12 protein-coding genes are annotated in these 15006 nt (G+C 63.5%); 4 read left to right on the top strand and 8 right to left on the bottom strand.

Features of this window, described 5'->3' with window-relative positions:
• Positions 1-95 precede the first annotated feature (95 nt).
• Complete coding sequence (locus ACQR1X_RS24820) at positions 96-896, bottom strand: GNAT family N-acetyltransferase (protein ID WP_434899754.1); 801 nt, start codon at positions 894-896, stop codon at positions 96-98.
• Between the two features lie 266 nt (positions 897-1162).
• Here ACQR1X_RS24820 and ACQR1X_RS24815 point away from each other — a divergent pair, with 266 nt between their 5' ends.
• A complete protein-coding gene (locus tag ACQR1X_RS24815) occupies positions 1163-1438 on the top strand; it encodes a hypothetical protein (RefSeq protein WP_434899753.1) in 276 nt (91 codons plus the stop codon).
• A gap of 115 nt (positions 1439-1553) precedes the next feature.
• On the opposite strand, the gene ACQR1X_RS24810 is transcribed toward ACQR1X_RS24815, so the two are convergent.
• A complete protein-coding gene (locus ACQR1X_RS24810; protein ID WP_434899752.1) occupies positions 1554-1808 on the bottom strand; it encodes a hypothetical protein in 255 nt (84 codons plus the stop codon).
• 645 nt (positions 1809-2453) lie between these two features.
• Here ACQR1X_RS24810 and ACQR1X_RS24805 point away from each other — a divergent pair.
• On the top strand, positions 2454-3872 hold the full coding sequence (locus ACQR1X_RS24805) for an ABC transporter substrate-binding protein (protein ID WP_434899751.1): 1419 nt from the start codon (positions 2454-2456) through the stop codon (positions 3870-3872).
• Between the two features lie 4 nt (positions 3873-3876).
• On the opposite strand, the gene ACQR1X_RS24800 is transcribed toward ACQR1X_RS24805, so the two are convergent.
• Positions 3877-4935, bottom strand: coding sequence for a LysR family transcriptional regulator (locus tag ACQR1X_RS24800; RefSeq protein ID WP_434899750.1), 1059 nt, complete (start codon positions 4933-4935; stop codon positions 3877-3879).
• A gap of 236 nt (positions 4936-5171) precedes the next feature.
• Between ACQR1X_RS24800 and ACQR1X_RS24795 the strand changes: the two genes are divergently transcribed.
• Entirely contained in the window at positions 5172-5990 is an 819-nt protein-coding gene (locus ACQR1X_RS24795; protein WP_434899749.1) for an alpha/beta fold hydrolase, read from the top strand.
• Positions 5991-6172: 182 nt separating this feature from the next.
• On the opposite strand, the gene hyi is transcribed toward ACQR1X_RS24795, so the two are convergent.
• The 3 genes from hyi to ACQR1X_RS24780 all read right to left on the bottom strand — a co-directional run bounded on the left by hyi (position 6173) and on the right by ACQR1X_RS24780 (position 10756).
• Positions 6173-6964, bottom strand: coding sequence for a hydroxypyruvate isomerase (gene hyi, locus ACQR1X_RS24790; RefSeq protein WP_434899748.1), 792 nt, complete (start codon positions 6962-6964; stop codon positions 6173-6175).
• Positions 6965-6997: 33 nt separating this feature from the next.
• On the bottom strand, positions 6998-8785 hold the full coding sequence (gene gcl, locus ACQR1X_RS24785) for a glyoxylate carboligase (protein ID WP_434899747.1): 1788 nt from the start codon (positions 8783-8785) through the stop codon (positions 6998-7000).
• 168 nt (positions 8786-8953) lie between these two features.
• Positions 8954-10756, bottom strand: a complete 1803-nt coding sequence (locus ACQR1X_RS24780; protein WP_434899746.1) for an adenine deaminase — start codon at positions 10754-10756, stop codon at positions 8954-8956.
• Between the two features lie 423 nt (positions 10757-11179).
• Between ACQR1X_RS24780 and ACQR1X_RS24775 the strand changes: the two genes are divergently transcribed.
• Positions 11180-11665 (top strand): hypothetical protein, encoded by a 486-nt coding sequence (locus tag ACQR1X_RS24775; protein WP_316182750.1) that lies wholly within the window; start codon positions 11180-11182, stop codon positions 11663-11665.
• 120 nt (positions 11666-11785) lie between these two features.
• Here ACQR1X_RS24775 and ACQR1X_RS24770 read toward each other — a convergent pair whose 3' ends face one another.
• Positions 11786-12619: an IclR family transcriptional regulator gene (locus ACQR1X_RS24770; protein WP_434899745.1), complete on the bottom strand. Its 834-nt coding sequence runs from the start codon at positions 12617-12619 to the stop codon at positions 11786-11788.
• Between the two features lie 124 nt (positions 12620-12743).
• On the bottom strand, positions 12744-14885 hold the full coding sequence (locus tag ACQR1X_RS24765) for an acetate--CoA ligase family protein (protein WP_434899744.1): 2142 nt from the start codon (positions 14883-14885) through the stop codon (positions 12744-12746).
• Positions 14886-15006: the final 121 nt, after the last annotated feature.

Genomic DNA, 15006 nt, shown 5'->3' with positions numbered 1-15006 from the left:
TAGTCCTGCCAACTAGACGGACTGAATCATCGATCTCTCTGCGTCGCAACTGCCGACTTTTTCAACGGAATCGACCCGTTGCGGACCTTCCGATCTCAACTGCTGTTGGGTAATCTTCGCACCCAGGTTCGGGCAAGCATTACGGGCTTGAAGCCCAGACGAGCGTACAGGTGCTTCGGTTGTTCCGTGGCCAGCGCCCCAAGAAAAATGGTGTGGCAACCACCGGCGCGCAGGCGCTCGGTGAATGCGGCTATGATGGCACTCGCGATGCCCCGCCGCCGTGCAGATTGCAGGGTGAACAGATCCTCGATCATGCCGACGCCATTCGGCGCAGCAGCGTGGGCACCGTACGCAACCGGAACACCGTTCTGCTCCGCAATATGGAAACGGTACGTGCCGCTCTTGGCGCGGTAGCCGGCCACGATGCCGGCACTGACCTCCGGCAGCACGTGAGTGTTGCTAGTGCGCCGCCCCTCGGCATGGTCGGCGAGGACGAGTTGTAGCAATATCTGCCAATCAGCATCGTTAATGACAGGCCGCAACTCGACCGATGTCTCCCGGTTGGCGAGATCGCCTTGTAAGGCCATCTGGATGGTGACGGGACGTTCTTCGAAATCGTCGAGGGCGAGGCGGGCGAGAAACGCATCGGGTGTGAAGCAATCAGTGTGGATCACGCGCCAAGGAGTGTGATTTAGATGTTGATCCATAGCCGCGAAAACCGCGTCGATCCCGGCGTCAGTCTGAGCGGTGACCTCGTCAGCATGATTAGAATCCCACACATCCGGATGTGCTGGATCGGCCACAAGGTGGCAAGCCGGTCCCATGATCTGCGCGTTACCGAGCCGGCGCTGCCACCGGTAAGCGTCGGCGATCCTCTGAGCCAAACCGGTGGTCATATTTTATGTCCTGAAATCGGATTGAATGTTCCGTCTAAGACATTTGGCCTCGAAAGTCAGCAGTTGGCCAGGAACGTAAGTGCCGGACCGCACGGGGCATTTCCGGAGCTGGGGGAAGTCCGGCTGTGTCGTCCGCCTGCCGCCGACAGCCGCCCTTGACCCGCAGCAGACTAGGAGTTGAGAGGGAGCATCGCAAGCTCGCGGATGGACACTTGGCTCAAGGCTGTGCCATATTTGTTGCACAACCGCCGAAATGAGGCCGCTCGATGAATAGCCTGCCGATGGTTCTGAACAATGTTTTGTGGGTTGTACTCGGTCTTATTCCGATCCTTCTTTGGCAAGGACAACCCACCAGCGCAATTCTCTTTTCGTGTTTGCTCGCGTCCGTTCTCTCGACATTGATTATCGTCGGCCGTTTGCGTTGGTTAGGGCTGCCGCTCAATGCAACGCTTGGCGAATGCAATGAACGAGCGACGCTTCTGCGCAATCAAGTGACGCGAATTTCGACCGGTAGTGACGCCTCTTCGGTTAAAGTTCACTAACTGCCTGCGCATCATTTGGGATACTAACGGTCTCTACGATGTCCGGCACTGGCCGGACATGTGTCTCGGGATGCCCGACCGCCGGTTATGACCTTTAGCTGAACAAGAACGACCATTAGTTTGCTGATGCGATTGCCCTAAGCCGCTTTTTGGCAAACCGAGCCAGAAGGAAAGATGCGCCCGTCAAGGCCAACATCAAGATCAGGATGGCCGTCACCCTTGCGTCGAGATTGGACACGTCTCGACTATAGAGGACATATACCCAGGTCAGGCTGGCCCCGATGCCAAAACAGAAACTTAACACCGCCAGAACCAACATCGTTCGGTAGCAAAGCGTCGCCGTCATCCGGTCGCTAAGGATTGCTGTCATCTCATTCTCCAAGGCCGCCTCAGCTCGCAGCGTCTTTCATATTAGGCGAGAAACGGAATGTCGCCTATTGGCCCAAAGCCGACGTCTGGGCCCGACCGACGGATCCGGTCCTGACCCTTGGCTGACCGAATACGACCACGACTGACTTGGGCCTGTGGTACGTTATTTTGCGGATGCGATTGTCCTGAGCCGCCTTCGGGCAAACCGAGCCAGAAGGAAAGACGCGCCCGTCGAAGCCAACATCAAGATCGGGATGGCAGCCACCCTTGAGCCGAGGTCGGGTACCTGTCGACTAGAGAGGACAACTGCCCAAGCCAGGCTGGCACCGATGCCACAACAGAAACCAAACACCGCCAGAACCAACATCGTTCGGTAGCGAAGGGTCGCCGTCATCCGGTAGCTAAGAATTGCTGTCATCTCGTTCTCCAGGACCGCCTCAGCTCGCAGCGTCTTTCATATCAGGCGAAAAACGGAATGTCGGCCAATGACTCAAAGGACCTCGAGGAGCTTTAGGACCGCCCCTGCACAGCCATTCGCCTTTGTGAACTCGCCAAGGGTGGCGGAACATTGCGCGCCGAGATCGGTTCCCCCAAGTTCCCATAGCGCTTGTAACCCTGCAGGCGGTTGCTCTCAGAGGGTCTGCTGATGTCATCGCTCGATCCCGTCAAAAGTGCTCACGATGGTCGTCAACGAAGGTTGCTGATCGTGTTGGCTTTGGGATTTGTTGCGTTTGGCGCCGCCGCGGCGGCCCTCTTCTACGTGTTGCAGCCCGAGACCCTCCGGATCGCCGTTGGACCGGCCGGCAGCGACGACCACCGGGTGGTCCAAGCCATGGCCGACGCTTTCGGCGAGGAAAGCAGGACAGTCAGGCTGTCCCCGATCACGACCGGGGGAGCCGCTGAATCTCTCGCACTCCTGGCCGCCGATAAAACTGACCTCGCGGTCGGCCGCGGCGATCTCAGCATGCCGCCCGATGCGCAGACATTGGCGGTCCTGCGGAAGAACTACGTCGTCCTGTGGTCTCCCTCGGGACGGCGCGGCAGCGATTCCAAGAAGAAGGGTACCGGCACTATCAAAGAGATCGCCGGTCTGGCGGGTCATAAGGTCGGGATTATCGGGAAGACCGGGGCAAATGTCGCAGTCCTCCAGGCCATTCTGGAGGGCTCCGGCGTGCAGCCCGACAAGGTGGCCACGGCTCAATTCGGGACAGATGAGATCCAAAAGCTTGCGCAAGATCCCACCCTCGATGCGTATCTCGCAGTCGGTCCGCTCGACAGCAAGATCACCGCGGACGCAATCACCGCCACCTCCCGAGGGCGCGGAGCTCCCACGTTTCTTCCGATCGATGCATCCGAGGCTATTGCCCTGAAGCACCCGCGCTACGAGGCCGAGGAGATCCCGCCGAGCGTCTTCAGCGCGAGACCGGCCTGGCCGGAGGACAAGATCGACACTGTCAGCGTCAGTCATCTGATCCTGGCAAGAAAGGAACTCTCCGAGGCCAAGGCGGCGGCGTTCTACCGGCAGCTGTTTGCGGTCCGCGACACGATCACGCAAGGCACAGCCGGCGCTTCGCGCATCATGAAGCCCGACACGGAGAAGGAGACCGAACCTTCCGTGCACCGGGGCGCCGCGGCAGTGATCAACGGCACGGAGCGAACCTTTCTGGACAAGTACAGCGACTACTTCTGGTTTGCCTTGCTTGCGCTTTCCGGCATCGGCTCGGCCGCCGCCTGGCTGCGTCGCTATCTGAATCGGGACGAAACGAACGACAGCACCAGTTGCCGCAGCCGCGTTCTCGAGGCCATGTCGGAGGTTCGCAATGCCGGGTCCGAACAGGATCTGCTGACATGGCAACGGGAGGTCGACGCGATCATCGGCGAAACTCTCAAGGGCTATGACGATGGAGCCATCGAGCCAGAGGACCTGTCCGCATTCGGTCTCGCCGTTGAATTGTTCAACCATGCCATTGCCGAAAGGCGAACAGCGCTGCAGGGCGGTGCCACCGATCAACCGCGAACGACAGGTAACCCTCGGCTCTCTTCGATAGGCGCGCCCGGCCAATGAGTCCTCATCGGCGCCTCGGGTTGCAGCGAGCGCTGCAAGTTCCTGCCCCATTGGGCGCCCGATATGTCCGTTCAGGGAGCGAGCGGACGTAAGCGGCCCGACAGCCGAATGGCCGTCCCTGCCGTCCATCGTCCCCGCTATTCGGCTTCAACATAGCGAATGATGCTCTGGTTCTGAACGTTTGCGACCAGCTCGTCGGCGCGCGACAACAGCCGGCGGAGCAAGGGCGATTGGTTTGACCGATTGTATCCCAGGGCCAAATCGACCGTCGGGGTGCCGCCCTCGAGCGCCCGCGCGACGACGTTGGGGGCGAGCATGTTCTGCGCATAGAGCGGAACGAGGCTGTGATGCCGCCGGTCGATGCCACCAGCGACATCGCGGACGATATGTTCTCGCCTGCGTACTTTGCCTCCAGGGTGATGCCGACCCTGGAGGCATAGTCCTGGATGACCTCCTGCAACACGGGGGAGGTTCGCGCCGAACTGACATAGATTTCGCGGGCGAGATCCTGCGGCCGAATCTTCTTGCGCGAGGCCAGACGATGATCGGCGGGCAGCACCGCGATCAACGGCTCCTTCGCCAGCACTTTGAAGACGACACCCTCGTTGTCTTTCTCGGGACGGAGAAAGGCGATGTCCAGCTTCCCTCGCATCAATGCCAGCGCGAGCTCCGGCGAGGATTGCGTGCTGAGCGTGACCTCGACGTCCGGGGCTTCCTCGCGCAGGATGCGCAAGAGTTGCGGCAGCCACATGACCTCCAGCCCGACGAGGAATCCCATCGAAAGGAGAGGCTTTTGCGGGCGAGCCGTCTGCCGGGCCCCCTCGGTCGCCGCCTCGACCTGAAGCAGCGCCAATCGCGCGTGATCGAGAAACACGCGTCCGGCGGAGGTCAGCGCCACGCCGCGGGCCTGGCGCTCCAACAGCGGAACGCCGACTTCGGACTCCAGATCGCGGATCTGCCGGCTCAGGGAAGGCTGTGAAGTGTTGAGGCGCCGCTGGGCAGCGGTCAAAAAGCTACCTTCCTCCGCAACGGCAACGAAATATCGCAAATGCCGAAGTTCCATTCGCCCTCAATATGCTTCCAAGGCATAGATCGAAGCCTACAAGGTATTTGTAGCTGACGGAAGCAAGAATTACCTTCGCAAACGGCAACGCGTTGGCGGACAGGTGTTGCCAAGGCAAGGGCCTGCTTGGGCCTCGGCTCCAAGCTCGGCCAGCGAACCTGAGTAACACGTCGCTCAATGGATCAAATTGATCGGCGTCCTGTGAAAATATCTGACAGCACGGATGGAGCGGCACGATGCCCACGATGACGACTGACGATGGCGTCAACATCTACTACAAGGATTGGGGATCAGGTCAGCCGATCGTCTTCAGCCACGGATGGCCGCTGACCGCGGACGACTGGGATGCCCAGATGATGTTCTTCCTGCAGCAGGGTTTCCGCGTCATCGCGCATGACCGTCGCGGGCACGGACGGTCCGACCAGCCCAGCACCGGCAACGACATGAATACTTGGGCTGCAGACCTTGCGGATCTGACCAAGCACCTCGACCTGCGCGACGCGATCCACATCGGTCACTCCACAGGTTGCGGAGAGGTCGCTCGGTATGTCGCGCGCCACCACGAGCGCGTTGCGAAGGCGGTCCTGGTCGCTTCCCTGACGCCGAACATGTATCGCAGCGACGAAAACCCGTCCGGTCAACCGCCGGAATGGTTCGAAGGGGTTCGTGCAGGCATGCTGGGCAACCGGTCGGAGTTCTATCGGTTCGTCCCGGAGAACCCGTTCTACGGTTACAACCTGAACGGGGCCAAGCCTTCGGAGGCCATCATTGCCAACTGGTGGCGTCAGGGCATGACCGGTGGGGCCCTGGCTCACTACGCAACTGTCGAATCCTGGTTGGAAGACTATACTGAAGACCTGAAAAAGATCACCGTGCCGGTGCTGATCATGCATGGCGAGGCCGATCAAATCGTCCCCTTCGCAAGTACGGTGCCGCGTGCGGTCAACCTGCTCAAGAACGGATCGCTGAAAACCTATCCGGGCTACCCCCATGGCATGCTCACCACGCATGCAGACGTCCTCAACCCCGACCTGCTCTCCTTCATCAGGTCTTGACGGCATATCTCCTTGAATATCGCCTTCCCCCGCACAAAGGAGATGCCGCTCGCAAGGCGGCATCTTCTTCCCATTCAAGACAGCGGCTTCCTATCGTTTCGGACTCTCCCATCTTCAACCGCGATGCCTGCTCTCGGGACGAGCCGGAAGACAGCTGTCGGACCGAGTGGCACCCACGAACCTCAACCCGCCGGAACGACCGCGTAGTCCGCCAGCCACCCCAGCCCGTCAACGGTCCCTGCCCTCGGCTTATATTCGCAGCCGATCCAGCCGGAATAGCCGATGGCGTCGAGGTGGCGGAACAGGAAGGGGTAGTTGATCTCGCCGGAGCCCGGCTCGTGGCGGCCGGGATTGTCGGCGAGCTGGATGTGGGCGATGCGGGCGAGATGCTTCTGCATCGTGCGGGCGAGATCGCCCTCCATGATCTGCATGTGGTAGATGTCGTACTGCACGAACAGATTGTCGGACTCGACATCTGAGATCAGCTGCAGCGCCTGGGCAGTGCGGTTGAGGAAGAAGCCGGGGATGTCGGGCGTGTTGATCGGCTCGATCAGCAGCTTGATGCCCTGCGCCTTCAGCGCTATCGCGGCAAAGCGCAAATTGCGCACCAGCACCTGGTTGAGCTCGCGCGGATCGGCATCGTCGGAAGCGATGCCGACGAGGCAGTTGAGCTGGCGGCAGTCGAGCGCCCGCGCATACTCGATGGCGCGGCGCACGCCGTCGCGGAAATCGTCGACACGATCGGGCAAGATCGCGATGCCGCGCTCGCCGGCCGCCCAGTTGCCGGCGGGCAGATTGTGCAGCACCTGGGTCAGGCCGTGGCGCGCGAGCTGCTCGCGCAGCTCGGCCTTGTCGAACTCGTAGGGGAACAGATATTCGACGCCGCTGAAGCCGGCGGCCTTGGCGGCGGCGAAGCGCTCCATGAACGGCAGCTCGTTGAACAGCATCGTGAGGTTGGCGGCAAAGCGCGGCATGGCGTGATCCTCGATGATCGGAGTGCGCTGAGATCAAGCCGGCAGCAAAGTGCGCGCCGGCTCCGCCGGCGTCTCGTCCACCGGCAGATCGAGCACCTCCTCGAACTCCACGACATTGTCGATCTCGGTACCCATCGCGATGTTGGTGACGCGCTCGAGCACGAACTCGACCACGACGGGCACTTGGTACTCCGCCATCCATTCGCGCGCGGTCGCGAACGCCGCCTGGGCCTGGCGCGGATCGGTGACGCGGATCGCCTTGCAGCCGAGCCCTTGCGCGACCGCGACATGATCGACGCCGTAGCCGCCGACCTCCGGCGCGTTGATGTTCTCGAACGACAGCTGCACCTGGTAGTCCATCGAGAAGCCGCGCTGCGCCTGGCGGATCAGGCCGAGATAGGCGTTGTTCACGACGACGTGGATGTAGGGCAAATTGAACTGGGCGCCGACCGCGAGCTCCTCGATCAGGAACTGGAAGTCGTAGTCGCCCGACAGCGCGACGATCTCGCGCTTGGGATCGGCGGCGCGGACGCCGAGCGCGGCCGGCAGGGTCCAGCCGAGCGGGCCCGCCTGCCCGGCATTGATCCAGTGGCGCGGATGGTTGACGCTGAGGAACTGCGCGCCGCCGATCTGCGACAGGCCGATGACGCTGACATAGCAGGTGTCGCGGCCGAACGCCTTGTTCATCTCGTGATAGACGCGCTGCGGCTTGATCGGCACCTGGTCGAAATCGCTGCGCCGGAGCATCGTGCGCTTGCGGTCCTGGCACGCCGCCGGCCAGGCCTGTCGCTCGCGCAGCTTTCCCGCCTTTCGCCACTCGCGTGCGACCGTGATGAACAGCTCCAGCGCGGCCTTGGCATCGGAGACGATGCCGAGGTCGGGATTGAAGACGCGGCCGATCTGGGTGGGCTCGATGTCGACATGCACGAAGCTGCGGCCCTTGGTGTAGGTCTCGAGCGAACCGGTGTGGCGGTTGGCCCAGCGGTTGCCGATGCCGAGGACGAAATCGGACTCCAGGAAATTGGCATTGCCGTAGCGATGGCTGGTCTGCAGGCCGACCATGCCGGCCATCAGCACATGATCGTCGGGAATGGTGCCCCACCCCATCAGGGTCGGCACGACAGGCACGTTGACGGTCTCGGCGAAGGTGACGAGGAGATCGCTGGCGTCGGCGTTGATGACGCCGCCGCCGGCGACGATCAGCGGGCGCTCGGCGGCGTTGAGCATCTCCAGCGCCTTCTCGATCTGCTTGCGGCTCGCCGCGGGCTTGTAGACCGGCAGCGGCGTATAGGTCTCGTCGTCGAACTCGATCTCGGCGAGTTGCACGTCGAGCGGCAGGTCGATCAGCACCGGTCCCGGCCGGCCCGAGCGCATGATGTGGAAGGCCTGGCTGAACACGCGCGGCACGAGGCCAGGCTCGCGCACCGTCACCGCCCATTTCGTCACGGGCTTGGCGATCTGCTCGATGTCGACAGCCTGGAAATCCTCCTTGTAGAGCCTGGCGCGCGGCGCCTGGCCGGTGATGCAGAGGATCGGAATCGAATCCGCGATCGCCGAATACAGCCCGGTGATCATGTCGGTGCCGGCCGGCCCCGAGGTGCCGATGCACACGCCGATATTGCCGGCCCTGGCGCGGGTGTAGCCCTCGGCCATGTGCGAGGCGCCCTCGACGTGACGGGCGAGAATGTGGCGGATCGAGCCGCGGCGTTGCAGCGCGGAATAAAGCGGATTGATCGCGGCGCCGGGAACGCCGAAGGCGCAGGTGACGCCCTCCTTCTCCAAGATCCGCACCGCAGCATCGATCGCCCGCATCTTCGCCATCTCGCGCCTCCCGCTTGTTTGATGCGCGAGCTTCGCTGCTGACGGATGCGATCTCAATTCAGTCGTCGATTTTTCCCACGATGCGGCACGCTCGGCAAAACACCGGCGGCCTCAATTAGTTAGGACAGAACGACACTGACATGTCCTAACAGGATGAGACGCGAGTAGTTATTCGAACAGCGGCGCCAGTTCCATCTGCGGCACGAGCACGAGGCCCTTGTCGGTGATGCGAATTTCCGGAATGACCGATAGAGGAATCAAATTGAAGCCCATGTAGGGAATGGTGCAGCCGGCTTCCGCCCACTCTTTCTTCAACAGCTTTACCTCCTCGGCGACCTCGGTGACGCGCTTGTCCGACAAGAGTCCCGCGATCGGCAAGGGAACCATCGCCCTCACCTCGCCGTCGGCGACCACGCAGACGCCGCCCTGGTGCTGGCCGATCGCGGCGACCGCGGCCTGCATGTCCGCCTCGTTGGTGCCGGCGACGATGATATTGTGGCTGTCATGGCCGACGCTGGAGGCGACGGCGCCGCGCTTCAGGCCAAAGTCCTTCAACAGGCCATGCGCGACGTTCCCCGCCGACTTGCCGTGGCGCTCGATCACGGCGACGAAGCAGAGACCATGGCGCGCGAACAGCGTCTCCCAATCGTTGGCCGGCTCGATCGCGACCTTGTCGTGGATCAACGTGATGCCCGGCAGCGCCGTCTTGATCGCGTTGACGGTGCAGGCCTTGGTGGGAAGCTGCGGCGTCAGCGTCATCTGCGCCGGCAGCTTCACGGTCGCATAGGCCGCCTTCGGATATTGATAGCGCTGCGACAGCGCCTGATCGAGCCGCGCGGTGATCTTGCCGTTGTCGACGACGAGCTCGCCGCCATACCAGGTCGATTGCGGCTTCAGGCCGTCGTCGAGCAGCACGAGGTCGGCGCGGCGGCCGCCGCCGAGGCCGCCGATCTCGCCGTCCATGGCAAAGCGCGTCGCGCCGTGCAGCGAGCCCATCGACCACGCCTGCTCCGGCGACATCCCCGCCTTGACCGCCTCGCGCACCACCCAGTCCAGGCCGAACAGCATGAGATCGTCGGCATCGCGGTCGTCGGTGCAGACGGCCGTGCGCTTGTGCGACGCGCCGAGCTCGGTGATGGTGCGGATCGCCTGCGGCAGGCTGTGCCACGGCGTGGTCGGTGGCCCACCGCGCAAAAAAATCCAGACGCCGGCATCGAGCAGATCGTCGGCGATGTCGCGGTCGATCGCCTCATGCGTGTCGGTGACGCCGCTCGCGGCATAGGCCGCGACGAACTCGCGGCCATAGACATGGCCCGACACCGGCCGCCCGCGCTGCAAAGCCGCTGCAAGGATGGCGTGGCTGCGCTCGTCGCCCATGCAGACCGGCACGAAATCCATCTTCTCGCCGAGCGCCACCGCCTCCGGCCAGCGGTCGAACAGGCCGGCGATCTTGTCCGGCGTGAGATCGCCGCCGGCGGTTTCCAACGCGGCCGACGTGGCCGGCACCGTCGAGGGCACGGTGAGGAAGATCGACAGCGGCGCCTGCCGCGCATCCTCCAGCATCGCCTCGACGCCGGCGACATCCATCACATTGCCGATCTCGTGGCTGTCGCAGAAGATCGTCGTGGTGCCGTTGAGCAGCGCGGCCTCGGCATAGGCGCAGGCCGTCACCATCGAGGATTCGATGTGGATGTGCGGATCGACCAGCCCCGGCGCGATGATGCCGCCTGCGGCGTCGTAGACCGCAAAGCCGCTGGGAAGTGACTTGTGCGCACCCGCCGGCTTCACAGCCGCGACGCGTCCGCCGGTGATCCAGAGCTCGCGGTTGGGGAGAATGCGCTCCGAATAGGTCGACAGCACCCGCGCGCCTGTGATCACGAGATCGGGCGCGACCCGGCCCGAGGCGACGTCGGCCAGCCGCCGCGTCATGCTGTGCAGAGGAGCGACCGAGAAGCGGGTGAGTTTGGACATGGCACAACTCGCTGGACGTGTTCAGGTGATCCGCCACGATCGTTGCGCGCGATGCAGGCGACGGCAAGCCCAAATAGGGCGGCGCAGCTGACTACGGCTTGGGCAGCGAAGCTGGCTGCCGATCTCCCGCTTCAGCGGCAGCGCGGCGCCACGGTCGCTTTGCAGCCATCCGTCGCAGCGACCGCCTGCGGCAGGTCTGATGACGAGGCGTGCTCGGGCAATCGGACTGCGCGAAAGCTCTCCGCCTGCTGATGCCCATGCAAGCTCGGTCGCCCGCAGGCGCAGGACGATGACCAGGACTGACCTGCAGCGTTCTTCTTCCGGTTGATAGAGATCAAAACCACACTTTGGATTCTAGTGTTATTTTGTCGAGACCAGAGCGCGTTCGGCGACCGCTCGGACGAGCCTGCCGAGGAGGCGTCCATGCGCAACACCATCTTGATCCTGGCCTGTTCCATTCTCGCCGCGAGCGCCACAGGGTCCGCAGCGCGCGCCGGCATGATCGCGCATTACGAATGCACGGTGGTCGGCTTCCCCTTTCCCGAGCCGGTCGGCGATCGACCCGATCACAACCTCCTGACGGTCGAATATTCCTGCCTCGGCACCGACGGCGTGCTGAAGGGCGCTGTGTATACGGCCTCGAACACGGTCGAGTGGGATGGTGCCAAAGGAACGTTCTTGATCGGCGGCGGCGTCCACCGCATCCCCGGCGGGCGCGCGGTGACGCAGGCGACCGAAGGGACCGCATCGCCGGTGATGCGGGACGGCAAGCCGGTGGGCAACGAGACCTCCGGAACAGGCATCATCAAATTCGCATCGGGCTCGCTGGCGGCGTTGGCCGGCAAGACGATCCATTTCGTGACCAAGCCCATCAGCCCGATCCGCTTCACCATCGATTTCACCGACTGACCTGACTGAGTCTCGCTCGGACCACATCGCGATGCGTGGACCGGCCATCCCGCCACAGCGGCTGGTTTCCCCTTGTCGGCTGCTGCGCCGATCTCGCACGCATCTGCCGCTGTTGCTGCATCACTCCGCAAGGTCAGCCGCCGGCTTGGGACCGCCCAGCGCCACCGTCAGCTCCGCCGCAATATCCCGCACCATGCCCCCGACCACAGGCACCCGCTCCTCGGTCAGCCGGCTCGCCAGGCCGGACACCGAAATCGCCGCCAGCGGCTCGCGGCAGGAATCGTGAACGACGGCGGCGATGCAGCGCAGGCCGAGGCGGGCTTCCTCGTCGTCGACGGCGTAGCCCTGGCGGCGGATGGTCTCCAATTCGCGGAACAGGTCGCTGGCGCGGATGATGGATTTCTCGGTCAGGCGCGGCATGCCCTGGCGGTGGATGATGCCGTTGACGTCGTCGTCGGAATAGGTCGCGAGCACCGCCTTGCCCATGCCGGAGGCGACCATGGCGAGGCGGCCGCCGACCTTGGTCAGCGAGCGCATGATCTCGCGGCTGTCGAGCCGCAGCAGCACCATCAGCGATTCATCATCGACGACGGCGAGATTGGCGGTTTCGCGCGACTGATCACGCAAGCGCCGCAGATAGGGAATGGCGAGCGCGACGAAATTGCGCCGGCGGGTGAAGGTCGCGCCGACCGCAAAGCTCTGCGCGCCAACGTGCCATTTCGATTCCATGCGATCGAACTGGACAAAGCGGCGCTTCTCCAAAGTCGTCAGCAGGCGATGGACGGTGGAGGTGGAGAGCCCGGCACGGATGGCGAGATCGCTCAGGCGATAGCCTTCGTCGTCCTCAGCGAGAATTTCCAGAATTTGGAGAGCGCGGCCGACGGATTGCACGCCGCCGTCGCGGGGCTCGGCCGCAGCATCCGCGCGTGGCTCGATCGTCTTGCGACGGATCACGTGGCGCCTCTCTGCACCGCCATCGCAGGCGGCGCCGTTGCAGGACGGACGGATCTTGCTACGTCACGCTATCAAAGAAAGTGCCGCCCCGGCCAGGGCCGGAGCGGCAATCGCGTCAGATCAATCAGAGCAGGCCCGCGCCGCGCGCCCACTTGTACTTGGCGCCGAGCACCTCGACCGGCAGCTCGGTCGAATAGGCATAGGCCGGGATGCCGTTCTGGTAGAGATATTCGGCGGCCTCCTCGACCTCGACGTCGCCGGCGAGCGAGGCGACGATCGGCTTGACGAAGCCCTTGGCCTCCATCTCCTTCTTCACCTCGACCATGTTGCGCGCGAACACCATCGGCGGCGTCACGATCGTGTGCCAGTAGCCGAGGATCAGCGCGTGGATGCGGTCGTCCGACAGGCCGAGCTTGACCGTGTTCACATAGGTGATCGGCGGCTCGCCACCGGTGATGTCGACAGGATTGCCGGCGGCACCGAACGGAGGGATGAACTTGCGGAAGGCGGCATCGAGGTCGGCCGGCATGGCCATCAGCGACATGCCATTGTCGACGACGGAGTCGGACAGCAGCACGCCCGAGCCTCCCGCACCGGTGATGATGACGACGTTCTCACCCTTCGGCGTCGGCAGCACCGGCACGCCGCGGGCGAACTCGAGCAGCTGGCGCAGCGAGCGGGCGCGGATCACGCCGGACTGCTTCAGCACGTCCTCATAGATCTTGTCGTTGCCGGCGAGCGCGCCGGTATGCGACGAGGCGGCCTTGGCGCCGGCCGAGGTGCGGCCGGCCTTGAGCACGATGACCGGCTTCTTCTTGGAGACGCGCTTGGCGGCTTCCGCGAAGGCGCGGCCGTCCTTGAGGTCCTCGCAGTGCTGCGCGATCAGGTTCGTGTTCGGATCCTGCTCGAAGAAGGCGAGCAGATCGTCCTCGTCGATGTCCGACTTGTTGCCGAGGCCGACGATCGCCGACACGCCCATCTTGGCCGAGCGCGAGAAGCCGATGATCGCCATGCCGATGCCGCCCGACTGCGACGACAGCGCGGCGTGGCCCTTGACGTCATAGGCGGTGCAGAAGGTCGCGCAAAGATTGGCCGGCGTGTAGTAGAAGCCGTAGATGTTCGGGCCCATCAGGCGGATGTTGTACTTCTTGCCGACCTCGACGATCTCGGCCTGCAGCTCCGGCGCGCCGGCTTCGGCGAACCCCGACGGGATCAGCACCGCGCCCGGAATCTTCTTCTCGCCGCACTCGGTCAGCGCCGCGGCCACGAACTTCGCGGGGATCGCGAACACGGCGGTGTCGATCACGCCGGGCACGTCCTTGACGCTCTTGTAAGCCTTGTAGCCGAGGATCTCGGAGGCCTTCGGGTGGATCGGATAGATCTCGCCCTTGTAGCCGCCGTTGATCAGGTTCTTCATCACGGAGTTGCCGATCTTGCCGTCCTCGGCGGAGGCGCCGATCACGGCGACCGCGGAAGGCTTCATGATGCGGTTCATCGCCGTGACGATTTCCTCGTTCGAGCGCGGCGCCGGACGCGGCTTGTAGTCGAAATCGACGACGATGCGGACGTCGGCGGCGATGGCGCCGGTCTTGGTCGCGAACACCGGGTTGAGGTCGAGCTCGACGATCTCGGGGAAATCGCTGACCAGCTGCGACACCTTGACGATGACGTCGGACAGCGCCTCGCGGCTGACCGCATCGCCGCCGCGCACGCCCTTGAGCATCTCGTGCGCCTGGATGCCGTCGAGCATCGACAGCGCGTCGTCCTTGGTCGCGGGGGCGAGGCGGAATGTCACATCCTTCAGCACCTCGACCAGCACACCGCCGAGGCCGAAGGCCACCAGCTTGCCGAACGAGCCGTCGGTGATCGAACCGACGATCACCTCGGTACCGCCGGTCAGCATCTGCTGGACCTGGATGCCTTCGATCTTGGCGTCGGCCTTGTACTTCTTCGCATTCGCGAGAATGGTCTCATACGCCTTCTGCGCGTCGTCAGCGGTCTTGACGCCGACGATGACGCCACCGGCTTCCGTCTTGTGCAGAATGTCCGGCGAGACGATTTTCATGACGACCGGAAAACCCATATCGCCCGCGAGCTTGGCCGCCTCGGCGGCTGACTTCGCCAATCCCTCCTTCGGCACCGGAATGCCGTAGGCATCGCAGACGATCTTGCCTTCGGGCGCGGTCAGGCTGGTGCGTTTATCCGCCTTCACACGATCGAGAACGTCTCGGATCGTAGCCTTGGCATTCGGGATGGCGTCAGACATCGGGGCTTCCTCCTGGGGATTGCTCGTCGTTTATGGCATTTGGTATGCCAGAAGCAAACTTTGTCAAGCGCGACGAAGATGTGGAAACGCTGAAAAAGCACGCAGCTTGACAGTCTGGCAT

Source organism: Bradyrhizobium sp. HKCCYLRH3073 (assembly GCF_051167995.1).
GTDB lineage: Bacteria > Pseudomonadota > Alphaproteobacteria > Rhizobiales > Xanthobacteraceae > Bradyrhizobium.
Note: the sequence above shows the minus strand (reverse complement) of the source record. Positions and strands in the feature narration are given on the sequence as shown.